This window comes from Streptomyces sp. NPDC025793 (genome assembly GCF_055558375.1).
On the sequence record NZ_JBVHMR010000003.1, the window covers coordinates 393,180 to 417,973 of the forward strand.

Below are 24,794 nucleotides of genomic sequence, written 5' to 3' on the forward strand. Positions count from 1 at the left end.
TACCTAGCGATACCAAGTGCTACCAAGGCTAATGCTCTTCAGGCGGGTGACAAGACGTCCCCCGGTTGTTCACCGTGGCTGGGAACTACCCTGGTCCGGTGCGTGACAAAACCCAAACGAATTCCGCCGGGCCCGGCGACCGACTGATCCGGGCCGGTGCCGTCGTGTTCTTCATCGGCGCGCTGGCCACCCTCGTCACGGTGACCCCGCTGTTCCTCGGCGCGACGCCCTTCCCGACCTACATGTACCTGCTGAGCATGCTCATGGGCGTCGGATTCCTGCTCGCCGGCGCCGGCCTGGTGCGGTCGGTGGCGGTCGGCCGGCGTCAGGCGCGGGCCGCGGCCGCCGAGCGGTAGCCGTCGAACCACTCCGGGAACGCGGACAGGTCGTCCAGGACGACGTCCGCGCCCGCGGCGCGCAGTTCCTCCGCCGAGCAGGGCCCGGTGGCCACGGCGAGGGACAGCGCGTCCGCCGTGCGCGCCCCGCGCACGTCCCCGACATGATCACCGACGTACACATGCGCGCCGTACTCGCGCAGCGCCTCCGCCTTCCGCTCGGCCCACAGGTCGCCCACGACCACGTCGGGCTCGATGCCGAGGTGCGCGAGGTGCAGCTTGGCGTTCGGCTCGTACTTCGCCGTGACGACCATGGTCCGCCCGCCGGCCGCCCGAACGGTCTCCATCGCTTCCCTCGCACCTGCCATGGCGGGGGTCGCGGCGATGGCGATCGTCGGGTACATCGACCGGTACAGGTCCGCCATCGCCGGGATCCGCTCCTCGGGGAACCAGTTGACCAGCTCCTCCGCGAGCGGCGGCCCGAGCCGCGTCACCGCCAGGTCGGCGTCGATGTACGTCCCGGTCCGCTCCGCCAGCGCCAGGTAGCAGGCGCGGATGCCGGGGCGCGAGTCGATGAGCGTCATGTCGAGGTCGAAGCCGACGGTGAGAGTCATGCCGCCCATTGTGCCGGGTGCGTACGAGCGCCCCGAAGGGACAAGGGGAACTCAGCCGCGCCGCTGCGACCGCCACACCAGGAACAACGCCGACGCCACCGCCGCGCCCCGGACCACCCACGGCCACGTCCCCGCGACCGCGTCCCCCATGTGCCCCTGCGCGATCGGCTGACCCCAGCGGCCGTCCTGCCGCCCCCACAGCCACGCCAGGCCCGCCGCCACCGCCGCGCCCGGCAGGATCATCACGGCCGTCTTCGTCTCCGCGGCGGTCAGCCTGCGCGAACCGTAGGCGATCACCCAGCCGAGCAGCAGCGCGAACCAGTTGCCGAGCACCGCGCCGGCGACCAGCGCGGCGGCGGCCAGCAGCAGCAGGGGGTTGGTCCAGCCGGCGGCGGGGCCCAGGGGCAGCAGGCGGCGGCGCCCGGCGGACGCGTCCTCCTCGGCGGCCTCCGGCGCCTGCTCCTCGGCCTCCTGCTCCTTCTTCGACTCCGCGGCGGCCGTCTCCTTCTGCGGCCGCCGGAGCATCTCCGGGATCTCCACACCGCCCACGAACCCCGGCACGGAGTCGGTCCCGGCGCCGCTGAAGGGGGTGTCGCCGGTCCGCCACCACTCGGGCTGGGGGAGGTCGTCCCCGAAGTCGTACGCCGGGCCGGGGCGCGCCGGGGACGACGGCGCCTCGCGCGGGACGGACGGGCCCTCGGGCCCGGGGTCGGCGGGGCGGGGGCGGGGTACGACCCGGCGCAGGCCCTTCGGCCGTCCCGCGCCCTCGGCGGCACCACCGGCGCCGTCCCCGGCCGCCGGCTTCGGCGGCCGCTTCCGCTCGCGCGGCGCGGGCTGTACGGGTACGGCGGCGGGCGGCTGCGGCATACCGCCGGCGCCGGACGTTCCGCCCGCCGCCTCGACCACGTCGTCGGGGCTGCCGAGCCGGTCCAGGATGCGGCGGACGGCGGCGGGCGAGTCCACCGTCACCCTGGCCCGGTGCCGGTCGATCTCGTTGCGCAGCTCCGAGACCAGCCGCATGCGCGTGGACGACGGCAACTGCCGTTGCTGAGCGATGTCTCCGACACGGCTCAGGTACTCGTAGACGACCTTGTCACTCTCGATCCCCAACGGAACCCCTCCGGGGCGACGGTGTGGAAACCCCGCTGAGGACGGTACCGCCTGGCCGCCCTCCCCCGGTTCACTCGGCGGGAACGGACGCACCCGCTACCGTGGGTCAGATGAGCCAAGCGGCCCGACCAGCTCCCCGTTCCCTCGCGGAAGCGTTGCGCGCCAGGGACGACGCCTCGCTGTCCGCGCTCCTGCGCAGCCGACCCGACCTCATCACGCCCGTGCCGACCGACCTCACCCAGCTCGCCACCCGGGCCGGCACCCGCGCCTCGGTGCTGCGCGCGCTGGAGCGGCTGGACCGGTTCGCGCTCCAGACGGCGGAGGCGCTGGCCGTGGCCCCGGACCCGGCGTCGTACACCACGCTGCTCGGGCTGATGGCGGGCGACGCGGCCGACGAGAGCGTGACCGCCGCGCTGCCGAGGGCCGTCGCCACCCTGCGCGAGCAGGCCCTGGTGTGGGGCGACGAGAAGCGGCTGCGGCTCGTGCGGACCGCCCGTGAACTCCTCGCCCCCGCCCCGCAGCACCCCTCCCCGACCGGGCTCGGCCCGTCCGTGCAGGAGGCGACGTCGGGCATGTCGCCGGGCCGGATACAGGAGATCGTGACGACGGCCGGGCTGCCGTCGACCCACGACGCGGTGTCCGCCGTGGCCGGGCTCACCGCCCTGTTCGGCCACCGCAAGAAGATGGCCAGGCTGCTCGCCGGGGCCCCGGAGGCCGCCCTCGACGTGCTGCACCGGCTGGTGTGGGGGCCGCCGTACGGGCAGGTCACCGCCGATCCGGCCGCCCATCTGCGCTGGCTGCTGGACCGGGGCCTGCTGCTGCCGACCACCCCCGGCACGGTCGTACTCCCGCGTGAGGTGGCCCTGCACCTGCGCGAGGGCCGGGCCCACCGCACGCCGGAGCCGCTGCCGCCCGCCGTCGAACCGGCCGCCGCCCACAGCCCGCAGGTGGTGGACGCGACGGCGGCCGGGCAGGCGTACACCGCGCTCGCCACCGTCGAGGAGCTGCTGAAGGACTGGGACGAGGGCGGGCCGGGCGTGCTGCGGGCCGGCGGTCTGAGCGTGCGCGATCTGAAGCGGACGGCCGTCGCCCTGGACGTCTCCGAGCCGGTCGCCGCGTTCTGGGTGGAGCTGGCGTACGCGGCCGGTCTGATCGCCGCCGACGGCGAGGCCGACGAGCGGTACGCGGCCACGCCCGGCTACGACGAGTGGCTGGAGCGGCCCGCCGCCGAGCGCTGGTCCGCCCTCGCGGAGGCCTGGCTCGCGGGCACCCGCACGCCGGGGCTGGTCGGCGGGCGGGACGCGAAGGACCGTACGCTCTCCGCGCTCGGCCCGGGCCTGGACCGCTCGGCCGCCGCCGAGGTACGGCACCGGGTGCTGACCCTGCTGGCCGGGCTGCCGACCGGCACGGCGCCGGACACCGGGTCGGTGCTGAACCGGCTGCGCTGGGAACGGCCCCTGCGCGGGCCCCGGCAGGAGGGCCGCGAGGAGGACCTGCGCTCCCGGCTGGCCCGCTGGACCCTGTCGGAGGCGGAACTGCTGGGGATCACGGGACGGGGCGCGCTGTCGGCACAGGGGCGCGCGCTGCTCGGCGCACCGGCGCCGGCGCCGACTCCGGTCGCCGAGGTTCCGGCGGGCCCGGGCGCCAAGCTGCCGGTCCACCACCACCCGCCCGGCGCCGCACCGGCGCCGCTCTCGCCCGCCGAGCAGGCGGCGGCGACGGCGGCCGCCGCCCGCGTCCTCGCCCCGCTGCTGCCCGAGCCCCTGGACCACGTCCTGCTCCAGGCCGACCTGACGGCGGTGGCGCCGGGCCCGCTCCGGCGGCCGCTCGCCGACACGCTGGACGTGCTCGCGGACGTCGAGTCCAAGGGCGGGGCGACGGTCTACCGCTTCACGCCCGCCTCCGTGCGCCGCGCCCTGGACGCCGGCCGCACCGCCTCCGACCTGCACGCCTTCCTCACCGAGCACTCCCGCACGCCGGTCCCGCAGCCGCTCGCCTATCTGATCGACGACGTGGCCCGCAAACACGGCCATCTGCGGGTCGGCGCGGCCTCGGCGTACGTCCGCTGCGACGACGACGCCCTGCTGAACGAGATCCTGGCCGACAAGCGCGCCGCCGGTCTGCGGCTGCGCCGGCTGGCCCCGACCGTGCTCGCCGCCCAGTCCGACCCGGCGGCCCTGCTGGAGGGCCTGCGCGCGATGGGCTTCGCACCGGCCGCCGAGTCCGCCGAGGGCGACGTCCTGATCGCCCGCGCGCACGCCCACCGCACCCCGCCGCGCACGGCACCCGAGCCGGTCCCGGACGGCCCGCCGCCGCCCGACGCCACGCTCCTCGCGGCGGCGATCCGCGCCATCCGGGCGGGCGACCTGGCGGCCACCGCGCCACGCAAGCCCGCCGCTTCCGAGACCGGCACCGGGAGCAGGGCCCCGCTGGCGGGCGGCGAACTGCCGCGCACCTCCTCCGCCGAGACCCTGGCCACCATGCAGGCCGCCGTCCTGACCGGCGAATCCCTCTGGATCGGCTACGTCAACGCCGAGGGCTCGGCCAGCCAGCGGGTCATCGCCCCGGTCCGCGTCGAGGGCGGCTTCGTCACGGCCTACGACCACACGGCGGACGAGGTACGGACGTACCCGCTGCACCGGATCACGGGAGTGGCGGAGCTGGCGGAGGACTGACCCGGTTCTGCGGGGGATGCGGCACACTGGACGTTTGGCCGACATGGACTCGGCCTGAGTGGAAAGGGTGTGCCGCGCGTGAACGGACCGCTGATCGTCCAGTCCGACAAGACCCTGCTCCTGGAAGTCGACCACGAGCGGGCCGACGACTGCCGACGGGCCATCGCGCCGTTCGCCGAGCTGGAGCGGGCGCCGGAGCACATCCACACCTACCGGGTCACGCCGCTCGGGCTGTGGAACGCGCGGGCGGCCGGGCACGACGCCGAGCAGGTCGTGGACGCGCTCGTGCAGTACAGCCGGTACCCGGTGCCGCACGCGCTGCTGGTCGACATCGCCGAGACCATGGACCGCTACGGCCGGCTGACCCTGTCCAAGCACCCCACGCACGGACTCGTCCTCACCAGCACCGACCGGCCCGTGCTGGAAGAGGTGCTGCGGTCCAAGCGGATCGTCCCGCTGGTGGGCGCCCGGATCGACCCGGACACCGTCGCCGTGCACCCGTCCGAGCGCGGGCAGATCAAGCAGGTGCTGCTCAAGCTGGGCTGGCCGGCCGAGGACCTCGCCGGGTACGTCGACGGCGAGGCGCACCCGATCGAGCTGCTGGAGGACGGCTGGGCGCTGCGGCCGTACCAGAAGCAGGCCGTGGAGAACTTCTGGCACGGCGGCAGCGGTGTGGTCGTCCTGCCGTGCGGTGCCGGAAAGACGCTGGTCGGGGCCGGGGCGATGGCCCAGGCGAAGTCGACGACCCTGATCCTCGTCACGAACACCGTCTCGGCCCGGCAGTGGAAGCACGAGTTGGTGAAGCGGACCTCGCTGACCGAGGACGAGATCGGCGAGTACAGCGGGACGCGCAAGGAGATCCGGCCGGTCACCATCGCCACGTACCAGGTGCTGACGACGCGGCGGAAGGGCGTCTATCCGCACCTGGAGCTCTTCGACTCCCGGGACTGGGGCCTGATCGTCTACGACGAGGTGCATCTGCTGCCGGCTCCCGTCTTCAAGTTCACGGCGGACCTTCAGGCCCGGCGCCGTCTCGGCCTGACGGCGACGCTGGTGCGCGAGGACGGCCGCGAGTCGGACGTCTTCTCGCTGATCGGCCCCAAGCGGTTCGACGCGCCCTGGAAGGAGATCGAGGCGCAGGGGTACATCGCGCCCGCCGACTGCGTCGAGGTGCGGGTCAACCTGACCGACTCCGAGCGGCTCGCGTACGCCACCGCCGAGACGGAGGAGAAGTACCGCTTCTGTGCGACGACGGACACCAAGCGGAAGGTCACCGAGGCGATCGTGCGGCGGTTCGCCGGGCAGCAGATCCTCGTCATCGGGCAGTACATCGACCAACTCGACGAGCTGGGCGAGCACTTGAACGCCCCGGTCATCAAGGGCGAGACCTCCAACGCCCAGCGTGAGAAGCTCTTCGACGCCTTCCGCGAGGGCGAGATCAGTGTGCTGGTCGTCTCGAAGGTCGCGAACTTCTCCATCGACCTGCCGGAGGCGACGGTCGCCATCCAGGTGTCGGGCACGTTCGGTTCGCGGCAGGAGGAGGCACAGCGGCTCGGCCGCGTGCTGCGCCCGAAGGCCGACGGCCACCAGGCCCACTTCTACTCGGTGGTCGCCCGCGACACGATCGACCAGGACTTCGCCGCCCACCGCCAGCGCTTCCTGGCGGAACAGGGCTACGCCTACCGCATCATGGACGCGGACGAGATCCTCACGGAGAGCTGAGGCGACGGCGCGCCGGTGGGTTCGGGGCCGTCACCGACGGCGTATGCCCGCTTCCTCACCGTACTCGCCGAGGATGATCACGTTGAAGGCTGCCTGCGCGAACACCTTGAGGGCGCGCAGGGCGTTGCCGAGCGGGTGGTGGTGGGGGCCGTCCGTCGCCGTGGCACCCGACGGGGGCCGGGCGGGGGCCGGAGAGATGCTTGCTGCGCTCATGTCTCCATGGTGGCTCCGCGGACACCTGACCCGCATCGGTCTCCAGGGCCAGTTGTGGACGGCTCGGACTAGACCTCCGGGTGGACCTCGCCCCCTACGTCAGGGGGGACGGGTCCCCTAGGGTGCCGTCATGGGGAGCAGGCGCAGGGTCCGTCGCATGGTGGTGGACGGCACGGTGTACGGCTGGTGCTTCTGGCACCGGCACGATCGGGTGCGCGGCCATGCCGGGTGCGCGAGCACGGTGTCGCTGTGGCGGCTCGGCAGCCGGGCCCGGCTGCGCCTGGTGTTCCGGCCGGCGTCCGACCGGAACATCGCCGACGGCTGCTTCGACGAGGGCGCCGCGATACGTCTGCCGGACCGGGAGTACCTGAATCTGCACGAGCCCGGCAGCGTGCGGGCGTTGCTGGACGAGGCCCTGGCGCGTGGGCTGTTCCCGGCGGCGGGGCCGGTGGAGGCGGAGGTGGACGGCCGGCCCCTGTTCGACGCGGTGAAGGCGCACGGCACCGGGGGCTGACACAGCGGCCGGGAAATTCATTGGCGCTCGTCTCCCCGCCCCGACTAAAATCCCCTCTCTTGCCCGCCTCCCCTCAGCGGAGTGCCGCCGCCCGGTCGGTAACCGTGCGGCATCGTCGTAGCCACCCAGCAGGTCTACCGGAGGCACCCCCTTGTCCACGCCCGCCCAAGAGCCGCTCGACGCCCCGTCCGCCGCCCCGGCCGACGACCCGCTCGCCCGGGAGCGCGCCCATCTGGCGTCCTCCCGTGCCGCGCTGCGCGCCATGCGCGAGGACGTGGAGGCGCTGGACATCAAGGACGTCGCCGCGAACTGGGTCAACGCCCAGGTGCTGGCCCGCCAGATCGACGACCGGATCAAGGCGCTGGCCGACCTGAGCGACACCCCGCTGTTCTTCGGCCGGCTGAACTACCTCCACGCGCCGGGCGCGGACCGGGCGGAGGGCGCGGAGGGCGAGCAGTTCTACATCGGGCGGCGGCATGTGCACGACCACGACGGTGACCCCATGGTCATCGACTGGCGCGCCCCGGTCTCGCAGCCGTTCTACCGCGCCTCCAAGAAGGACCCGATGGACGTCGGGCTGCGCCGCCGCTTCGGCTACACCGGCGGCGAGCTCACGGCGTACGAGGACGAGCACCTGTCCGACCCGGAGGAGAGCGCGCAGACCAGCAAGCTCCTCCAGCAGGAGATCGAGCGACCGCGCGTCGGCCCCATGCGGGACATCGTGGCCACCATCCAGCCCGAGCAGGACGAGATCGTCCGCTCCGGGCTGGGCGGCACCGTCTGCGTCCAGGGCGGGCCCGGCACCGGAAAGACCGCCGTCGGCCTGCACCGGGTCGCCTACCTCCTCTACGCCCACCGGGAGCGGCTGGCCCGCACCGGCACCCTCGTCATCGGGCCGAACAAGTCCTTCCTGCACTACATCGAGCAGGTGCTGCCCGCGCTGGGCGAGCTGGCGGTGCAGCAGGCCACCGTGGACGACCTGGTGGCGCACGTGGAGGTGCGCGGCGCGGACGAGGCGGCGGCGGCCGTGATCAAGGGCGACGCCCGGATGGCCGAGGTGCTGCGCCGGGCGCTGTACGCGCACGTGAGCATGCCGACGGAACCGGTCGTGGTGGTGCGCGGCTCCCGTCGCTGGCGCGTACCGGCGTACGAACTGGAAGACGTCGTACGGGAGTTGCTGGAGCGCGACATCCGGTACGGCGCCGCCCGCGAGGCGCTGCCGCAGCGGATCGCGCACGCGGTGCTGGTGCAGATGGAGCGGGCCGGTGAGGCGCCGGACGACCGGGTGCAGGACGCGGTGGCCCGCAACAGCGCGGTCAAGGCGGCGGTGAAGGCTCTCTGGCCGGTGGTCGACCCGGCGAAGCTGGTGCTGCGCCTGCTGACGGACGCGGACTTCCTCGCCGAGCACGCCGAGGGGATCCTCGACGAGGACGAGCAGAAGACGATCCTGTGGGACAGGCCGGTGCGCAGCGTGAAGTCGGCCAGGTGGTCTCCGGCCGACGCGGTGCTGATCGACGAGACGGCCGACCTGATCCAGCGCACCCACTCGCTCGGCCATGTCGTGCTGGACGAGGCGCAGGACCTGTCCCCGATGCAGTACCGCTCGGTGGGCCGCCGCTGCACCACCGGCAGCGCGACCGTCCTCGGCGACCTGGCCCAGGGCACCACCCCGTGGGCGACCCGGAGTTGGGACGAGGCGCTGGCCCACCTCGGCAAGCGCGAGGGCGTGATCGAGGAGCTGACGGCCGGTTTCCGTGTGCCGACGGACGTCATCGCGTACGCCTCACGGCTCCTGCCGCACATCGCGCCCGGCCTCACCCCGGTCGCCTCGGTCCGTGAGAACCCCGGTTTCTTCGAGGTCCGCGCGATCACGGACACCGCCGAAGTCGTCGCCGCGTGCGAGGAGTTGCTGGGCAACGAGGGTTCGACGGGCCTGATCGCCGCCGACGCCCGGATCCCGGCCCTGGCCGAGGCCCTGGCGGCGGCGGGGATCACGTATCTCGCCCCCGGCGAGGAGACCACCCGCGAGACCCGCCTCACCCTGGTCCCGGCCTCCCTCGCCAAGGGCCTGGAGTACGACTACGTCGCCCTGGACGAGCCCCAGGCCGTGGTGGACGGCGAGCCGGACGAACGGACGGGCCTGCGGCGGCTGTACGTGGCGCTCACGCGAGCGGTGTCCGGGCTGATCGTGACGCACGCTGCACCGGTGCCTGCGCAACTCGCTGAGAAGAACGATGAGTAGGGTGCTGCTCCGTTCCGCCACGTCCCCATGGAAAGGCCTCCGTTGAGCACACCGCCGTCCCCGCATCCCGGTTACCCGCAGGCGCCGGGGCCGTACCAGCAGCAGCCGGGTGCGTATCCGCAGCAGCCGGGTCCGTACCAGCAGGCTCCCGGGCCCTACGCGCAGGCGCCCGGGGCGTACCAGCAGCCTGCCCCCGGGCCGTACCAGCAGGCGGCCCCCGCGCCGTACCAGCCCCAGCAGGCGCCCGGCGGCTACGGCCAGCCCCAGGCGCCGTACCAGCAGGCACCCGGCGGCTACGGCCAGCAGGCTCCCTACCAGCAGGCGCCCGCCGGACCCGGCTGCGACGTGTGCGGGGCCGGGCCGGCCACGCGGGTGACGATCCGCGGCCACCAGGGCTTCCTGATCGTGATGCGGAACCTGTGGCGGAAGGGCACCTTCTGCCAGACCTGCGCGCTCGCCGTGTTCCGCAAGATGCAGTCGGACACGATGGTGCAGGGCTGGTGGGGCCCGATGTCGGTGATCATCACGCCCATCACGCTGCTGATCAACCTCTTCGCCCTGTCCAAGATCCGCAAGCTCCCCGCCCCGGTGGCCCCCATGGGCCCCGGCCTGGACCCGGGCAGCCCGGTCCTGCGCCGCCCGGCGGGAATGTTCGGCCTGCTCCCGCTGAGCGGCTTCGTGCTCGTGTTCCTGTTCGTCCTGGTCGCGCTCGCCACCGCGTGACGGTGAGCGCCCCGTAGGGGCGCGGGGCTGCATCGATATGCGGCTCCGCCGCGTGGGCGCGACCGGCCACGACGGCGCCGCACCGGGCCTACGGCCAGACCCGGCGCGGCGCTACTCCCCGTCCACCGCCGTCCGCCATTCCCGCACAGCCTCCTCGGAAACGGGCCCGGCCCAACCCGCGGAGCGAGCCGCGCCGCCGATGTGGAACGCGTCGATCCCCGCGTTCCGCAGCGGGCGGACATGCTCCAGGCGCAGCCCGCCGCCGACCAGGACCGTCTGGTCGTACCCGGGCTCGCCACGGCGTCCCGCCTCCGCGACCAGCGTCGCCAGCCCCTCGTCCACGCCGCCGGCGGCGCCCGCCGTGAGGTAGGTGTCCAGGCCGGGCAGGTCGGCGAGCTGTTTGCGCAGGGCGTCGCGGTCGGCGGCGCGGTCGATCGCCCGGTGGAAGGTCCAGGCGCAGCCGTCCAGGGCGGCGACCACCCGCTCCACCGCGGCCAGGTCCACCGCGCCGTCCGCGTCGAGGAAGCCGAGCACGAACTGGTCGGCGCCCGCCGCCCGCATCTCGCCCGCCGCCCGGACCAGAGCGGCGACGTCCTCGGCGGTTCCCGCCGCGAACCCGTCCGACAGCCGCAGCATCACGCGCAGGTCGATGTCGACGGCGGCGCGGATACCGGCGACGGTGGCGGGCGCGGGGGTGAGCCCGTCGGCCGCCATCTCGGTGACCAGCTCCAGGCGATCCGCGCCTCCCGCCTGGGCGGCGACCGCGTCCGCCACGTCGAGCGCGATCACCTCCAGGACTGCACGCTTGCTCATGGCACCCCATTCATCGCGGCTACAGGTCCAGGTATCCAAGTACGGCTCTAGAGGTCTAGTCCAATCCAAAGGGTACGCCCTGCCCCGCCCCGTGGCCGACCGCACCGGCGATGAGCCACCCGCACGCCACAATGGGCCCATGGCCGACCTCGACACCCTGCGCCTCCGCTTCGCCCGCGCCCTGGAAGCCGCCCGCGCCCCCGGCGGCGGCCCCGACAGCGGCCCCGGCGGCCCCGACCCCGCGCCGTACGCCGACAACCTGCTCGCCCGCTGGCAGGAGCCGCAGCGCCGGTACCACACGGTGGCCCACCTGACGGCGGTGCTCGACCACGTCGACGTCCTCGCGGACCACGCCGCCGACCCGGACCTCGTACGGCTGGCCGCCTGGTTCCACGACGCCGTCTACCTGCCCGAGCGCTCCGAGAACGAGGAGCGCTCGGCGCGGCTCGCCGAGCGCGCGCTCCCGGAGGCGGGGGTGGCACCGGAGAAGACCGCCGAGGTGGCCCGGCTGGTCCGGCTCACCGTCACGCACGACCCGGCCGACGACGACCGCGACGGCCAGGTGCTGTGCGACGCGGACCTCGCGATCCTGGCCGCGCCCCCGTCGGCGTACGCCGTCTACGCCGCCGAGGTGCGCGAGGAGTACCACTTCGTGCCGAACGACGCCTTCCGGGAGGGCCGCTGCGCGATCCTGCGCCAACTCCTCGCACTGCCACGGCTGTTCCACACCCCGTACGGCCGCGAGCACTGGGAGGCCACCGCCCGCTACAACCTCGGATCCGAGCTGGAATTGCTGTCGACCTGAGCCGACGCTCCCGCCTACAGTGCGCCCCATGCGAACGATCAGCGGGGATGATGTGAAGCGAGCCGTAGCGAGCTGCACGGCGGCGCTGCGGCAGGCGGCGGACCGGGACTGGACGGCCGTCAAGGCGGGCCGGGTGGAGTGGAGTTGCCACGCCACCGCGTTCCACATCGCCGAGGACTGCCTGGGCTACGCGGGCAACCTCGCCGGACGCACCCGGGACGCGTACGTCCCCTTCGAGATCACCCTCGAAGAGGGCACCGACAACACCGGCCTGCTGCACGTGATCGAGACCACCGGGGCACTGCTCGCCGCCACCGTCGACACCGCCCCGCCCGGCGTGCGCGCCTTCCACCCCTATCCGTTCCGCAGCGCCGACCGCGAGGGCTTCGCGGCGATGGGCATCGCCGAGGTGCTGCTGCACACCCACGACATCACCGAGGGCCTCGGGCTCCCCTACGCACCGGACGAGGACCTGGCCGAATCGGTCCTGACCTGCATCTTCCCGCAGGTCCAGCCCGGTCCCGCGCCCTGGCCGACCCTGCTGTGGGCCACCGGCCGGGGCGAGCTGCCCGGCCGCGCCCCGGTCACCGACTGGCGCTGGCACAACAACCTGGTCGTCCCGGCCGAGCGGTTCGACCTGGTCGGCATCCGCCCGGCCGCCGCCCGCGACCTGCGCCTCGGCGGCGACGGCGGCTTCGACTGGATCGAGGGCGGCCCCTACGAGGGCACCCGGGACGCGTCCGGCTTCCTGGTGAAGGCGTACGAAGCGGGCACACACCGGCCGGAGTTCGGGGTCTTCGCCCTCGTCCGGCACGAGGACGGCCGCGCCATCGGCGGCATGGGCTTCCACGGCGCGCCGAACGAGGAGGGCTGGGTCGAGGTCGGCTACGACCTCGCCGAGGGCGCCCGGGGACACGGCTACGCCACCGAGGCGCTGCGCACCCTGACCGAGCGGGCGCTGGCCCGGGACGACGTCTCGATGGTCGTCGCGACCATCGAGCACACCAACATCCCCTCGCAGCGGGTGGTCTCCCGGGCCGGCTTCACCCGGGCCACGCCGGAGGAGGAGCAGACCGCCCGGACCGAGCACGGCATGGAGGAGGGGCTCGGGCTCTACCTCCGCCGCGCCTGATCCCCCCTGCGCTTACGCCGTCGCAGCCCCGAGGCGTGCAGCAGCCGCACCACCGTGCGGCTGCTGACCTCCACCGCTCCCGCCGCCACCACGTCCGCGTACCGGCGCTCCGGGACGTCGTAGTGGTCGCCGTCGAAGGCACGGTGGGGGATGTCCAGCTTCGCGGCGAACGCGTGCAGTTCGTCGTACGACACATCGCTGACCAGATGCGACCACAGGCGTCCGTGCCCGGGCCAGACGGGCGGGTCGATGTAGAGGGTCACAGGGTCACCGGCGCCTCACGCCTCACGACGAGGCCGCCGGGCCGGCGGCCGAGCCCAGGGAGCCGACCGCCGCGACCTTCACGCCCGCCTTGTGGCAGACCCAGTGCGGATCGGGGCCCAGCTCCGGCTCCACGTCGAGGGCGTGCGGATCGCCCGAGCCGCACACCGGGCACAGCGGCCAGCGGCCGTACCGCTCCAGCAGCGCGTCCTGTACGTCCTGCGCGACCAGCCCCGCGACGAAGGCCACCCCGTCCGGCCACTGCTCGACCCACCAGCGCCGCTCCGCCACGGAGTCCTCGACCAGCGAGACCACGTCCGCGTGCGCGACCTCGCCCGCGACCAGATCGGCCAGCACCCGCGCGCGGGCGGCGTGCAGGGCCTGTTCGAGCGGGGTGACGGGACGGGCCGGGTGGGCGGGATCGACGGGGTCCACGAAACCCATTGTGCGCACTCTTGACCACCACACCGAACCGAAAATATCTTTCACACGTGACCCAGGACGTGAAGGAAATTTTCGGCAGTCCGGGCGGATCCCTCGCCGCGAAGGTGCGCACCCTCGCCCCTTCCATGACCCGGTCCATGCACCGCGTCGCCGAGGCCGTCGCGAACGACCCGGCCGGCTGCGCCGCCCTCACGGTCACCGGCCTCGCCGAACTGACCGGCACCAGCGAGGCCACGGTCGTCCGCACCGCCCGCCTGCTCGGCTACCCGGGATACCGGGACCTGCGGCTCGCCCTCGCCGGGCTGGCCGCGCAGCAGCAGTCGGGCCGGGCACCGGCCATCACGACCGACATCGCGGTGGACGACCCCATCGCCGACGTCGTCACCAAGCTGGCCTACGAGGAGCAGCAGACCCTCGCCGACACCGCCGCCGGGCTCGACACCGCCCAGCTCGGCGCCGCCGTCACCGCACTGGCGGGCGCCCGCCGCACGGACGTGTACGGCATCGGCGCCTCCGGCCTCGTCGCCCAGGACCTCACCCAGAAGCTCCTGCGCATCGGCCTCATAGCCCACGCCCACAGCGATCCGCATCTCGCCGTGACCAACGCGGTGCAGCTCCGCCCGGGCGACGTGGCGATCGCGATCACCCACTCCGGCTCGACGGGGGACGTCATCGAGCCGCTGCGGGTCGCGTTCGAACACGGGGCGGCGACCGTCGCGATCACCGGCCGGCCCGACTCGCCGGTCACCCAGTACGCCGACCACGTACTGACCACGTCCACCTCACGGGAGAGCGAGCTGCGCCCCGCCGCGATGTCCTCGCGGACGAGTCAACTGCTCGTGGTGGACTGCCTGTTCGTGGGTGTGGCCCAGCGGACGTACGAGACGGCGGCGCCCGCGCTGGCCGCGTCGTACGAGGCGCTGGCTCACCGGCATCGCACCAACCCCAGGTGAGTAACCGCACGCGAACCCGAACCTGAGAGAGCCGCTCCCCTCATGACCTCCCATGACCTGCGCAGCCAGCTGGCCTCCCTGACCACCGAGGCCTTCCGCCCCGAACTCGCCGACATCGACCGCCTGCCCACCCCCGACCTCGCCCGCCTGATGAACGGCGAGGACGCCGCCGTGCCCACGGCCGTCGCCCGACGCCTCCCGGAGATCTCCGCCGCCATCGACGCCGTCGCCGCACGGATGGCGCGCGGCGGCCGGCTGATCTACGCGGGCGCCGGTACGGCCGGACGGCTCGGCGTCCTGGACGCCTCCGAGTGCCCGCCCACCTTCAACACCGACCCCGCCCAGGTCGTCGGCCTGATCGCGGGCGGCCCCACGGCCATGGTCACCTCGGTGGAGGGCGCCGAGGACTCCACGGAGCTGGCCCGCCAGGACCTGGACGCGCTGAAACTCACGCCCGATGACACCGTTGTCGGCATCTCCGCCTCCGGCCGCACCCCCTACGCGATCGGCGCCGTCGCGCACGCCCGCGCGCAGGGAGCCCTGACCATCGGCCTGGCCTGCAACGAGCACAGCGCGCTCGCGGCCGCCGCCGAGCACGGCATCGAGGTCGTCGTCGGCCCGGAACTGATCACCGGCTCGACCCGCCTGAAGGCCGGCACGGCCCAGAAACTCGTCCTGAACATGCTGTCGACGATCACGATGATCCGGCTCGGCAAGACGTACGGGAACCTGATGGTCGACGTCCGGGCCTCCAACGACAAGCTCCGGGCCCGCTCCCGCCGCATCGTCTCCCTCGCCACCGGCGCGGGGGACGACGAGATCGAGCGGGCGCTCGCCGAGTCCGGCGGCGAGGTGAAGAACGCGATCCTCGCCCTCCTCGCCGGCGTCGACGGCCCCACGGCCGCCCGCCTTCTGGAGGAGTCCGGCGGCCATCTGCGTGCCGCGCTGGCGCACGCGCCCCGCTGACCCGCACGCTCGGGGCGTGCGCATCGACCCCGCCTCCACCGCGACCGCCGTCCTCACCCTGGTCGGCGGCCCGGCCAACGTCACCTCCGTGACCCACTGCATGACCCGCCTCCGGCTGGCCCTCGCCGACCCGACGGCGCTGGACGAGGCGGGCCTGCGGGCGGTCCCGGAGGTGCTGGGCCTGGTCTGCGAGGGCCCGCACTGCCAGGTCGTGCTCGGGCCCGGGGTGGTCGAGGAGGTCACGGAGGCGGTGGCAGGGACGGTGGCGGAGGCGAAGGCGGAGGCGGCACGGGCCGCGGAGGGGGGAGCGGAACCTCCCGACGCCCGCTCGAAGCAGGAGAGTCCGCCGCAGGAGACGGGCGTCAGGACCACCCTGCGCCGGGTGGCGAACGTCTTCGTCCCCCTCATCCCCGCCCTGATCGGCTGCGGCATCCTCTCCGGTCTCAACGGCCTTCTCCTGAACGCCGGTCGGCTCCCCTCCCTCTCCCCCGCCCTGTCCGTCATCGCCTCCGCCTTCCTGGCGCTGATCGCGGTGTTCGTCGGCATCAACACGGCGCGGGAGTTCGGCGGCACCCCGGTGCTCGGCGGGGCCGTCGCGGCCGTCGTCGTGTACCCGGGCGTGGCGAAGGTGACGGTGTTCGGGGCCCACCTGTCCCCCGGCCAGGGCGGCGTGCTCGGCGCACTCGCCGCCGCGCTCCTGGCCACTCGCGTGGAGAAGTGGGTACGGGGCAGGGTGCCGGGCGCGCTGGACGTCCTGCTCACACCGACGGTCACCGTGCTCGTCTCCGGCCTCGTGACGCTGTACGGCCTGATGTACGCGGCCGGTGCGGTGGCGACGGCGATCGGCACGGCGGCGAACTGGCTCCTGACCACGGCCGGCGCGGCGGCGGGCCTGGTGCTGGGCGGCCTGTTCCTCCCCCTGGTGATGCTGGGCCTGCACCAGGCCCTGATCCCCATCCACACCACCCTCATCTCCCAACAGGGCTACACGGTCCTCCTCCCCCTCCTCTCCATGGCGGGCGCGGGCCAAGTGGGCGCGTCGCTCGCGGTGTACGTCCGCCTGCGCCACGACGGCGAACTGCGGACGACGATCCGCTCGGCCCTCCCGGCCGGCCTGCTCGGCGTGGGCGAGCCCCTGATCTACGGCGTGTGCCTGCCGCTGGGCCGCCCCTTCCTGACGGCCTGCGCGGGCGGAGCCGCGGGCGGGGCGTTCGTCGGCTTCTTCGCGATGCTCGGCACCACGGTGGGCGCGACCGCGATCGGCCCGTCGGGCTGGGCCCTGTTCCCGCTGCTGACGGGCAACAGGGGCGCGGGCGCGGCCGTCGCCGTCTACGCGGGCGGCCTGCTCACCGGCTACGTGGTGGGCTTCGCGGCGACGTATCTCTTCGGCCTTCCGCGCGCCCCCCGGCCGAGCGCCGCCACGTGACGCACGGCGGTGGCCGCTCGTTGCCTCAGCATGACGACGATGAAGCTCCTCACCACGGCCGCCCTCACCGCCGCCTCCGCCGCCGCGCTGGCCGCCCCCGCCCACGCCGACATCCTGGCCGACACCGGCACCACGCCCACCGCCAAGGCCGCCCACGACAACGCGCGGTGGACGATCTCCGACACCGCGAAGTGCGCCGACACCCTCGCCGTGGTCCCCGTCCTCAAGGAGGTCTCACCGCTGGCGGTGCGCGAGAACACCACCGCGTGCGGCGAGGGCAGCCTGATCCGCCCCGGCCACCGGGGCCACCAGGGCCCGCACGGCAACCGCTGAGGGCCTCACAAGGGCTCGTCGGGCCTTTACGGTGCGCGCCACACGAGCGTGTAACGCCAGAAGAGCCGGCGGCGGAGCCGGACCCCGGGAAGGATTCGCCGGGCCTCACGACCGATCTCGGCGAAGGTCATCTCCGGATCCCGGACGGGGGCGGTCATGGAAACGGGTCGGTGCGACGCGGCCCGCCCCCGGTTCTTCACCCACCCGATGAGCGGGTTGAGCGCCACGGCTGCCAGCCCGAGCGCGTGATCGAGAGCCCCTTCCGCCCGCGCACAGCCGACCACGACCAGAGTGCCACCGCTCGCCAGCTCCTCCCGGAACCGGACGAGGCTCTCGGCGAGGGGAAGGTGATGGAGTACGGCGACGCAGGTGATGACGTCGTAGCGTCCCGGGGGAAGGCGGCTGGGCGCCTCGGCGAGCGTGTAGGCGACGGGGGCGTCGGCAGGAGTGGCCTCCCGCGCCCGCTCCAGGATCCCGGCATCGGCATCGACTCCGACGACCGCCTCCGCCCACCGCCCGGCCAGCCGCCGCACCAGTTCCCCACTGCCGCACCCCACGTCCAGGGCCCGCCCGGCCCCGCGGGGCAACTGCCGCAGCAGCCAGCGGTGATAGCGGGCGTTGTGGTCCCAGGGGTGGGCGGCGTTGAAGCGGTGCAGTGCCTCGACCAGTCTGCTCAACGATTCTGCCTCTCCCGGTTCACCTGCCGCACTTTCATACGCAGTTCCTCACCGACGGACATCGCCTTGAGCACGTCCGTCAGCCGCTCGGCGGTACGGACATTGCAGCGCCCCAGATCGACCAACGCAAACGGCTCGTCACTCGCACCGGTCACGCGCCGAGCTACGCCACGCCCGCGAGAAGGCCGGCTTGAGTCAGGACGAACTGGGCCAACGGCTGTTCGTGAGCGGCTCGTTCATCGGCCAGCTGGAGTCGGGTACGCGGCGGATGCAGCCGGACGTCGCGCGGATGGCACAAGTCGAGCTACGGCGGCGGCAACTGCATGGAGGCCGCCCACGACTTCCAGCCCCTCATCCCCGTCCGGGACTCGAAGACCCCCCAGGGCCCGAAGCTCTACTTCAGCTCGGCCGCCTGGGTGTCCTTCACCTCTTCTTTCAAGTGACCGTGGGGCCGCTCGCTTCCTCTCAGTGTCGTGCTTCCACGGCCCGCCTCAAGGGCGCTCACGTTCCGCTTCGCTCCACTCCCGCGTCGCCTTCGGCGATCGGCCTACGGCCGACCCTTGACCCGGCCCGTTCCAGCACGGGGAAGAAGCGAGCGAGCGGCCCGGAAAGGCCGTGGCCCCGGCCGGGGTCGCCCCTTTGCGGCGCTGTGCAGTCGCCGTCGACGGAGGGGCGCACTCGCGCCTCGCATGCACGCCGGGCCGTCTCGGCGACTGCCCCCCCCGATCGCGACGGAGGCCCAAACTGGGCCAATCCCCCCTCGCGGAGGGCAATTGGCAGATATGGGCCAGAGGAGGGGGCGGCAAACCGCCGGGTCCGACCATGGAGGGGCGCCGGGTGGCCCAAATCGTCCAAGAGCCCCAACCAAGCCCACCCCGCCCCGCCTCCGCCCAGAAGATCCCCACCCGCAGCCGCCGCGCCCACCCGGCGTGCATGCGAGGCGCGACCGCGCCCCTCCGCCGACCGTGACTGCGCAACAGCCCCGAGGGACCGGTACCGGTAAGGCGCCCACTTTCCCCGGGCTGCCCGCTCGCTTCTCCCCCGTGCTGGAGCGAGGTGTGTCAAGGGTGGCCCGCAGGGCCATCGGCGCAGCCGACGCGGGAGTGGAGCGCAGCGGAACGGGAGCGCCCTTTACACACCTCGCGGAAGCACGACACTGACAAAGAAGCGGGCGGCCCCACGGTCACCTGCGAACACCGGCCCCGAAGCTCAAGCCTCGATCCCCAAGCTCCGAGCACCCTTTTCAAGGAATGGGTGGAGGGCCTCAACCCACCCTCCCACCCCGCGTGTTGACCTGACGCGTTCGGCTTGCGACGCAGCGTCACATGCCTCTAACGTGCGGCCATAAGCAAACGGCCCCCGCTGGTGCGCCAACACCGGTGCGGGGGCCTGACCTACAAGATCGAAGGACACATTCGATCCCATGGCTTACGCCAACTTTAGTGCTGCCTCTGTCCCCGCGCACCCTTCCTCCGTCCCCTCCCCGCACCCGATGGCCAATCCGGGTTACGGCAAGCGTTCGGTACCCGGCCAACACCCCCGGACGAACCACGACTTCGCCGACCTCCCCGCCCGCGAAGCCGCCATCGCCGCCTACCTCGACCGTCTCCCCGACGGCGCCGACATCTCCGTAAAGACGCTGGCCAAGGTGCTGCCGTACGGTCAGTACGCACTCGGCACCGCCCTCAACCGGCTCCAGGAGGCAGGACACTTACGGCGCGGGCGGGAGCGGCTGGCCGGTGCGGACGGGGTCCGCTGGATCACCCGATCGTGGTTCTCCCGCACCGCACGGGACGATGACTGGTGGGCCGCGTTCGTCCGTGGGGACGCACCGAAGGAGCCGCCACCGGAGCAGTCCGGCTCTCGCCCGACCCCCTCCCGCGCCCATATCCTCCTCGCCGCCCTCGGCCGTACAGCCCCCGCCCTGTCCCTCTCCGCCACGGACTGCGCGACCCTCGCCCCACTGGTCGTGGAGTGGTTCGCGCGGGGCGCCACCGACGAGGCCGTACTCCACGCCCTGACCGCCGGCCTGCCCAGCCCCGTCCACCACCCGGCCGCCCTGGTCCGCCGCCGCCTGACCAGCAAGCTCCCACCCGAACCCGTACAGCAGCCATCCCGCCCGCCCCGCCGGATCCTGGAGTGCGCGGACTGCGGGGTGCCGGGTCGGCCGGAGGCGTTGCCGGGCGGGCTGTGCAGGGCGTGCCGGGGTGCGCCCCCGAGCGACCACGCGCACTCCCACGCGCCCCTGGCAGCTCCCGCAGTCCGCTCCTACACAGCGGAGATGCGTGCTGCGATCTTGCAGAAGCGACAAGAAAGGACACCGGCATGACCGCTCCTACGGTCCGACGAGATCACTCGGGGGCACCATGGAAGGAAGGAGGCAATGCCATGACCCCTGACACCGCCGAGCGCCCGCAGATGTCCGTCGAGGACTTCGAGGAACTTGCCCGCAGGGCTCCGAGGGAGCTGCGCAACCGCCTGGAGTTCCTCGGTGGGCGGCTCTGCATCCGGCACGGTCCGCTCGACGTCGAGGAGTTCGAGGAGCTGGAGGCCGCCGCCCCGGAAACCGTGCGGCTGGAGTACATCAACGGAAAGGTAGTAGTCAAAGCCATGCCGGACGGCAACCACGGCGAGATCTTCATGTGGCTGCTTCGTCAGTGCATGCAGCAGCGCCCCGACCTGAACCTCATGCCCGAGCGAGGCGTCAAGGCCGAGTCCTACCGTAAGGGCCGCGCCCGTACAGACGGCTTCCTCGCACCCGAGGGTCATTTCAGGGGGCACGGGGAGTGGTCAGAGACCGACGGCGCCCTCATGGCGGTGGAAATCACCTCACACGACCGCGACACCGACCAACGCGATCGCATCGACAAGCCCATCGGCTACGCCGAGGCCGGTATCCCCGTCTACCTCCTCATCGACCGCGACAACAACACCCTCACCGTCTTCAGCGAACCGAAGGAAGGCCGCTACCTCCTGTCCCCTCGCTACCCCTGGGGCGCTACCGTCGAGCTGCCGCCCCCGGTCGGCATCACACTGGACACAGAGAAACTCAAGGACTACGCGGACTGACCATGAACCACGCCCAGCTCACCGCCCTCGGACGGGCCCTGCGGCTCGTCGGGGAGCACGGGGAGGCGCTCGGCGCCGACACCCCGGACTCCCGGCTGCACGAGATCAAGGCCGATCTGCGCCGGGCGCTCGATCTGCTGGACGAGAGTGTCGCCGCCGGCGCGCCCGCCACCCGGTGTCCCGAGCATCCGCAGGGCCCCGTGGACGAGAGCGCCCCCGACCTGTGTCTGCTGTGCGAGACCCGGCGCCGGGCCGCACGCCGGTCGGAGTATCACGGCGGCGGCAGGACCGAAGCCGCGGCCGTGGCCACCGCGCCCTCCCGCTACGGCGTCCGCGCCGACCGGCCGCAGCCGCAGCAGCGCTGGCTGCCGGAGGCGTGGAACGGCCAGGAGTGGCAGCTGTGCGGCACGCCCCGGCGGGACAAGCGCGAGGCCGAGGCGTATCTCGCCGCCCAGCGCCGTTCGTCCCGGCCCGCCATGGCGTACCGGCTCGTGCACGAGTTCACCGACTACGAGGTGCTCCGCGTGTGGGGCACCCCCGTGCGCGTCGACATCGAGCCGCTGGGGAACCTATAGCAGCGGCAACGCGCCGAACGCGTACCCCTCCCAGATCCGCCTGCTCGCCTCCTCCGGGTACGGCGCCACCCGCTGTTCCGCGTCCAGGACCTGGACCAGACGGGAGCGGGGGTCGTAGGCCGGCCAGCCCGGGTCGCCGGTGCGGGCGAAGGTCGTCCAGGACCGTTGGATGAACGCCGACAGTTGCTCCGCCTCCTCCGTGGGTTTGCCGCCGGGGAAGAGGAGGGCGCCCAGGTCGGCGCCGAACGTGCCGAAGAGCAGCGGGATGTCCAGGCCGTGGCAGGCGCCCAGCGCGCCCGCGGAGTCGGGGGCCGGCCAGGTCAGTTCGTAGACGTGGGCGCGGCCGCCGCCCGTCCGCTGGGCCTCCGCCAGCCGCAGGCTCGGCTGCCCGAACAGCCAGTCCGTCTGGACCCGTTCGAAGAGCTGCTCCGCGCCCCACTCCGGGAAGGCCGAGCGGTACGCCGCCTCGCCCGCTTCCCCGCCCGGTGCGTACAGCCGCAGGGTCCGGGCCGCCAGGTCGTCCGCGATCTTGCCGGACATGCCGGCCATGACCAGGAAGAGGCGGTACTCGTCGCGGTTGTGGCCGACCAGGAGGTCCACGTCCCGCGCCGCGCCCGACGAGAGCGCCTCCCAGGGAGTCGTGGGCAGGACGTCGCCGTCCACCACCGGCGCGAAGGGCACCGAGGTCGGCGCCGCCCGGCCCCAGCGGTCGGTGTACGCCGGCATCTCGATGCCCAGGGTCTGGCCCGCCCGGGTCAGCTCGCGGGGGTCCGTCGCGGCGAGGTCGGCCGCCGTGGGGGTGCGGCCGGCCCGCGCCGCCAGGGACCCGGCGATGTCGCGCGCCAGGTCCGCGGAGAAGAACGTGCCCGGCACGCTCTGGGCGATGGCGCGGCGGAACAGGCCCCGGGCTCTCGGCATGGCCAGGAGGGAGGCGACGGAGCCCGCGCCGGCCGATTCGCCGAAGACGGTGACCTGGGAGGGGTCGCCGCCGAACGCCGTGATGTTCTCCTGGACCCACTCCAGGGCCGCCACCTGGTCCAGCAGGCCCCGGTTCGCGGGGGCGTCGGCCCAGAGGGCGAAACCCTCCATGCCCACGCGGTAGTTGAAGGTGACGAGCACCGCGTCGCCCGTGCGGGCGAGCTGCCGGGCGTCGTAGCCCGGCTGGCCGCTGAAGCCGAGTTTGAACGCACCGCCGTAGATCCACACCAGCACCGGACGGGCGGCGGACGGATCCGGGTCCGGGGTCCAGACGTTCAGCGTCAGCCAGTCGTCGCCCTCCGGCTGCCGGGACTGCGCCGTGCGGCCGAGGAAGCCGGTCTCCTGCGGGGGCGGCGGGCCGAACGCGTACGCCTCCCGGGTGCCCTCCCAGGGGTGGGGCCGGCGCGGTGCCCGGAAGCGGTCCGGGCCGACCGGGGGCGCGGCGAAGGGAATGCCCCGGAACACCGACAGCCCCTGCTCGCGCAGGCCGCGCACCGCCCCGGAGGCGGTGCGCACCACGGGCCCGGACTCGCTCTTCGTCATCGCTCGCTCCCCTGATTCGGTCTCACCGGTCGTCAGGGGAACGTGCGGCGACGATCACAAGTGCCCGAACGGAGCGACGGACGGGGTCAGCTGAGGGTCTTCAGCGACGCGGCGTCGTACGGCTTCAGCTCGTCGAAGCGGTCGGCGAGCACCTTGGCCGCCCACTCCGGGTCCTGGAGCAGCGCACGGCCGACGGCGACCATGTCGAACTCCTCGGCCTCCAGCCGGTCGAGGAGGTCGTCGATGCTCTTGGTCCCGGAGCCCTCGCCCTGGAACGCCTTGATGAACTCGCCGTCGAGGCCGACCGAGCCGACGCTGATGACCTGCTTGCCGGTGATCTTCTTCGTCCAGCCGGCCAGGTTCAGGTCCGAGCCGTCGAACTCCGGCACCCAGTAGCGGCGGGTGGAGGCGTGGAAGACGTCGACGCCGGCCGCCGCCAGCGGGGTCAGGATGGCCTCCAGCTCCTCGGGGGTCTCGGCGAGGCGGGCCGTGTAGTCCTGCTGCTTCCACTGCGAGTAGCGGAAGATGACCGGGAACTCGGCGGAGACGGCCGCGCGGACCGCCGCCACGATCTCCGCGGAGAACTTCGTACGGGCCACCGGGTCCCCGCCGTAGGCGTCGGTACGGCGGTTGGTGCCCTCCCACAGGAACTGGTCCAGGAGGTAGCCGTGGGCGCCGTGGAGCTCCACGCCGTCGAAGCCGATGCGCTCGGCGTCGGCCGCCGCCCGGGCGAACGCGGCGATCACGTCGTCGAGGTCCTGCTGGGTCATCGCCCGGCCGGTGGCCTCGGCGCCCGCGGTGACCAGGCCGGAGGGGCCCATCGCGGGGGCCTCCGGGAAGGGGGCCTCGCCGTCCTTGCGGACCATGCCGATGTGCCACAGCTGCGGGACGATGGTGCCGCCCGCCGCGTGCACGTCCTCGGCGACCTTCGCCCAGCCCGCCAGCTGGTCCTCGCCGTGGAAGCGCGGCACGCGGTCGCTCTGGCCCGCCGAGTCGTGGCCCACGTAGGTGCCCTCGGTGACGATCAGGCCGACTCCGGCGGCGGCGCGGCGGGAGTAGTACGAGCGCACGTCCTCGCCGGGTACGCCGCCCGGGGAGAACATCCGGGTCATCGGCGCCATCGCGATCCGGTTCGGCACGGTGAGGCCGTTGAGGGTGATCGGGCGGGACAGGATCTGGGCCGCGCGGGAGGCGGGGGTCGTGACGGTCACGTGGGGGGCTCCTCGTGAGGGACGGCGTTAACCGGTCGGTATGTGAACACGCATTGTTGCAGCTCCTTAAGTAATCGCCTATGCGCTGCCCCACATTCCGCCTCAGGCACAGCCCTTACGTGACACCGCTCACACTCTCCCGGTTCAGCCGCCGCACCCGCTCCCGCAGCACCGCGTCCGGCGCCGCCTCCCCCATCTCCCCCGGCGGGCAGTCCCACTCCCGCCCGCCACCGACCGGCCGGAGCTGTACGTAACCTCCCACGCGCCCCATGACCTCGCCGATCCGCCCGCTCCGCAGGTCCACGCCGTACGCGGGCGTACGACTCACGCGTCACCGCCCTTCACGCGAAGGGCCGCCGCCGGCTTCGAGGCGACGCCGATGTTGCAGCGGCCCAGGTCGACCAGGGCGTACGGGTGCCCCTGGGCGCCGCTGACCGGACTCAAAAGACCCCCCACGGCC

The 24,794-nt window shown here is 73.4% G+C and carries 28 protein-coding genes and 1 pseudogene; 17 read left to right on the forward strand and 12 right to left on the reverse strand.

What is annotated here, in order from left to right; genetic code table 11:
• Positions 1-98 precede the first annotated feature (98 nt).
• A complete protein-coding gene (locus ACZ4MF_RS09255; RefSeq protein ID WP_071372559.1) occupies positions 99-356 on the forward strand; it encodes a hypothetical protein in 258 nt (85 codons plus the stop codon).
• Here ACZ4MF_RS09255 and ACZ4MF_RS09260 read toward each other — a convergent pair.
• On the reverse strand, positions 326-949 hold the full coding sequence (locus tag ACZ4MF_RS09260) for an HAD family hydrolase (protein WP_356020231.1): 624 nt from the start codon (positions 947-949) through the stop codon (positions 326-328). The genes ACZ4MF_RS09255 and ACZ4MF_RS09260 overlap by 31 nt on opposite strands.
• Positions 950-1,000: 51 nt before the next feature.
• Positions 1,001-2,059, reverse strand: coding sequence for a hypothetical protein (locus ACZ4MF_RS09265; protein WP_467491278.1), 1,059 nt, complete (start codon positions 2,057-2,059; stop codon positions 1,001-1,003).
• A gap of 110 nt (positions 2,060-2,169) precedes the next feature.
• Here ACZ4MF_RS09265 and ACZ4MF_RS09270 point away from each other — a divergent pair, with 110 nt between their 5' ends.
• Both ACZ4MF_RS09270 and ACZ4MF_RS09275 read left to right on the forward strand, forming a co-directional pair.
• Positions 2,170-4,734, forward strand: coding sequence for a helicase C-terminal domain-containing protein (locus ACZ4MF_RS09270; RefSeq protein WP_467491280.1), 2,565 nt, complete (start codon positions 2,170-2,172; stop codon positions 4,732-4,734).
• 78 nt (positions 4,735-4,812) lie between these two features.
• Positions 4,813-6,456 (forward strand): DNA repair helicase XPB, encoded by a 1,644-nt coding sequence (locus ACZ4MF_RS09275; protein WP_467491282.1) that lies wholly within the window; start codon positions 4,813-4,815, stop codon positions 6,454-6,456.
• Between the two features lie 30 nt (positions 6,457-6,486).
• Here ACZ4MF_RS09275 and ACZ4MF_RS09280 read toward each other — a convergent pair whose 3' ends face one another.
• Positions 6,487-6,669 carry a hypothetical protein gene (locus ACZ4MF_RS09280; protein WP_467491284.1) on the reverse strand — a complete coding sequence of 61 codons (183 nt, stop codon included), beginning with the start codon at positions 6,667-6,669 and terminating at the stop codon, positions 6,487-6,489.
• Positions 6,670-6,799: 130 nt separating this feature from the next.
• Here ACZ4MF_RS09280 and ACZ4MF_RS09285 point away from each other — a divergent pair, with 130 nt between their 5' ends.
• The 3 genes from ACZ4MF_RS09285 (at position 6,800) to ACZ4MF_RS09295 (ending at position 10,148) form a co-directional block, all read left to right on the forward strand.
• The gene (locus tag ACZ4MF_RS09285; protein ID WP_467491286.1) at positions 6,800-7,183 is read left to right on the forward strand and encodes a hypothetical protein; all 384 of its coding nucleotides are present in this window, start codon (positions 6,800-6,802) and stop codon (positions 7,181-7,183) included.
• A gap of 151 nt (positions 7,184-7,334) precedes the next feature.
• On the forward strand, positions 7,335-9,425 hold the full coding sequence (locus ACZ4MF_RS09290) for a HelD family protein (RefSeq protein ID WP_467491288.1): 2,091 nt from the start codon (positions 7,335-7,337) through the stop codon (positions 9,423-9,425).
• A gap of 42 nt (positions 9,426-9,467) precedes the next feature.
• Positions 9,468-10,148, forward strand: a complete 681-nt coding sequence (locus ACZ4MF_RS09295) for an LppU/SCO3897 family protein (protein WP_467491290.1) — start codon at positions 9,468-9,470, stop codon at positions 10,146-10,148.
• A 111-nt stretch (positions 10,149-10,259) separates the two neighbouring features.
• On the opposite strand, the gene ACZ4MF_RS09300 is transcribed toward ACZ4MF_RS09295, so the two are convergent.
• Positions 10,260-10,961 carry a copper homeostasis protein CutC gene (locus tag ACZ4MF_RS09300; RefSeq protein WP_362816806.1) on the reverse strand — a complete coding sequence of 234 codons (702 nt, stop codon included), beginning with the start codon at positions 10,959-10,961 and terminating at the stop codon, positions 10,260-10,262.
• 139 nt (positions 10,962-11,100) lie between these two features.
• Here ACZ4MF_RS09300 and ACZ4MF_RS09305 point away from each other — a divergent pair, with 139 nt between their 5' ends.
• Both ACZ4MF_RS09305 and ACZ4MF_RS09310 read left to right on the forward strand, forming a co-directional pair.
• A complete protein-coding gene (locus ACZ4MF_RS09305; RefSeq protein ID WP_467491292.1) occupies positions 11,101-11,766 on the forward strand; it encodes an HD domain-containing protein in 666 nt (221 codons plus the stop codon).
• A gap of 52 nt (positions 11,767-11,818) precedes the next feature.
• Positions 11,819-12,898, forward strand: coding sequence for a GNAT family N-acetyltransferase (locus ACZ4MF_RS09310; RefSeq protein ID WP_467491573.1), 1,080 nt, complete (start codon positions 11,819-11,821; stop codon positions 12,896-12,898).
• Here the strand turns inward: ACZ4MF_RS09310 and ACZ4MF_RS09315 are convergent.
• Both ACZ4MF_RS09315 and ACZ4MF_RS09320 read right to left on the reverse strand, forming a co-directional pair.
• Positions 12,880-13,161 carry a DUF4031 domain-containing protein gene (locus ACZ4MF_RS09315; RefSeq protein WP_356020251.1) on the reverse strand — a complete coding sequence of 94 codons (282 nt, stop codon included), beginning with the start codon at positions 13,159-13,161 and terminating at the stop codon, positions 12,880-12,882. The two genes, ACZ4MF_RS09310 and ACZ4MF_RS09315, sit on opposite strands and share 19 nt — an antisense overlap.
• Positions 13,162-13,183: 22 nt before the next feature.
• Entirely contained in the window at positions 13,184-13,594 is a 411-nt protein-coding gene (locus ACZ4MF_RS09320; RefSeq protein ID WP_467491294.1) for a hypothetical protein, read from the reverse strand.
• 56 nt (positions 13,595-13,650) lie between these two features.
• Between ACZ4MF_RS09320 and ACZ4MF_RS09325 the strand changes: the two genes are divergently transcribed.
• The 4 genes from ACZ4MF_RS09325 to ACZ4MF_RS09340 are packed head-to-tail and all read left to right on the forward strand — an operon-like array spanning position 13,651 to position 17,281.
• Positions 13,651-14,556, forward strand: coding sequence for a MurR/RpiR family transcriptional regulator (locus tag ACZ4MF_RS09325; protein ID WP_467491296.1), 906 nt, complete (start codon positions 13,651-13,653; stop codon positions 14,554-14,556).
• A gap of 42 nt (positions 14,557-14,598) precedes the next feature.
• A complete protein-coding gene (gene murQ, locus ACZ4MF_RS09330) occupies positions 14,599-15,522 on the forward strand; it encodes an N-acetylmuramic acid 6-phosphate etherase (protein WP_356020257.1) in 924 nt (307 codons plus the stop codon).
• Between the two features lie 16 nt (positions 15,523-15,538).
• Positions 15,539-16,948, forward strand: coding sequence for a PTS transporter subunit EIIC (locus ACZ4MF_RS09335; protein WP_467491299.1), 1,410 nt, complete (start codon positions 15,539-15,541; stop codon positions 16,946-16,948).
• Positions 16,949-16,987: 39 nt separating this feature from the next.
• Entirely contained in the window at positions 16,988-17,281 is a 294-nt protein-coding gene (locus ACZ4MF_RS09340) for a hypothetical protein (RefSeq protein ID WP_467491301.1), read from the forward strand.
• A gap of 26 nt (positions 17,282-17,307) precedes the next feature.
• Here ACZ4MF_RS09340 and ACZ4MF_RS09345 read toward each other — a convergent pair whose 3' ends face one another.
• Positions 17,308-17,958, reverse strand: a complete 651-nt coding sequence (locus ACZ4MF_RS09345; protein WP_467491303.1) for a class I SAM-dependent methyltransferase — start codon at positions 17,956-17,958, stop codon at positions 17,308-17,310.
• On the reverse strand, positions 17,955-18,113 hold the full coding sequence (locus ACZ4MF_RS09350; RefSeq protein WP_467491579.1) for a hypothetical protein: 159 nt from the start codon (positions 18,111-18,113) through the stop codon (positions 17,955-17,957). The genes ACZ4MF_RS09345 and ACZ4MF_RS09350 overlap by 4 nt, the downstream gene beginning before the upstream one ends.
• Positions 18,114-18,115: 2 nt before the next feature.
• On the opposite strand from ACZ4MF_RS09350, the pseudogene ACZ4MF_RS09355 reads away from it, so the two are divergent.
• From ACZ4MF_RS09355 to ACZ4MF_RS09375, 5 genes and pseudogenes are all read left to right on the forward strand, one after another.
• A pseudogene (locus ACZ4MF_RS09355) lies at positions 18,116-18,250 on the forward strand (helix-turn-helix domain-containing protein); the annotation flags it as partial.
• A 31-nt stretch (positions 18,251-18,281) separates the two neighbouring features.
• Positions 18,282-18,401 (forward strand): DUF397 domain-containing protein, encoded by a 120-nt coding sequence (locus ACZ4MF_RS09360; RefSeq protein ID WP_467491305.1) that lies wholly within the window; start codon positions 18,282-18,284, stop codon positions 18,399-18,401.
• 1,049 nt (positions 18,402-19,450) lie between these two features.
• Complete coding sequence (locus ACZ4MF_RS09365; protein WP_467491307.1) at positions 19,451-20,287, forward strand: MarR family transcriptional regulator; 837 nt, start codon at positions 19,451-19,453, stop codon at positions 20,285-20,287.
• 59 nt (positions 20,288-20,346) lie between these two features.
• On the forward strand, positions 20,347-21,027 hold the full coding sequence (locus tag ACZ4MF_RS09370; protein WP_467491309.1) for a Uma2 family endonuclease: 681 nt from the start codon (positions 20,347-20,349) through the stop codon (positions 21,025-21,027).
• Positions 21,028-21,029: 2 nt separating this feature from the next.
• Positions 21,030-21,602: a hypothetical protein gene (locus tag ACZ4MF_RS09375; protein ID WP_467491311.1), complete on the forward strand. Its 573-nt coding sequence runs from the start codon at positions 21,030-21,032 to the stop codon at positions 21,600-21,602.
• On the opposite strand, the gene ACZ4MF_RS09380 is transcribed toward ACZ4MF_RS09375, so the two are convergent.
• The 4 genes from ACZ4MF_RS09380 to ACZ4MF_RS09395 all read right to left on the reverse strand — a co-directional run bounded on the left by ACZ4MF_RS09380 (position 21,597) and on the right by ACZ4MF_RS09395 (position 24,790).
• Positions 21,597-23,123 carry a carboxylesterase/lipase family protein gene (locus tag ACZ4MF_RS09380; RefSeq protein ID WP_467491313.1) on the reverse strand — a complete coding sequence of 509 codons (1,527 nt, stop codon included), beginning with the start codon at positions 23,121-23,123 and terminating at the stop codon, positions 21,597-21,599. The two genes, ACZ4MF_RS09375 and ACZ4MF_RS09380, sit on opposite strands and share 6 nt — an antisense overlap.
• A gap of 86 nt (positions 23,124-23,209) precedes the next feature.
• Positions 23,210-24,334 (reverse strand): NADH:flavin oxidoreductase, encoded by a 1,125-nt coding sequence (locus ACZ4MF_RS09385; protein WP_467491315.1) that lies wholly within the window; start codon positions 24,332-24,334, stop codon positions 23,210-23,212.
• 115 nt (positions 24,335-24,449) lie between these two features.
• Complete coding sequence (locus ACZ4MF_RS09390; RefSeq protein WP_467491317.1) at positions 24,450-24,662, reverse strand: hypothetical protein; 213 nt, start codon at positions 24,660-24,662, stop codon at positions 24,450-24,452.
• Positions 24,659-24,790, reverse strand: coding sequence for a hypothetical protein (locus ACZ4MF_RS09395; RefSeq protein ID WP_467491319.1), 132 nt, complete (start codon positions 24,788-24,790; stop codon positions 24,659-24,661). The genes ACZ4MF_RS09390 and ACZ4MF_RS09395 overlap by 4 nt, the downstream gene beginning before the upstream one ends.
• Positions 24,791-24,794: the final 4 nt, after the last annotated feature.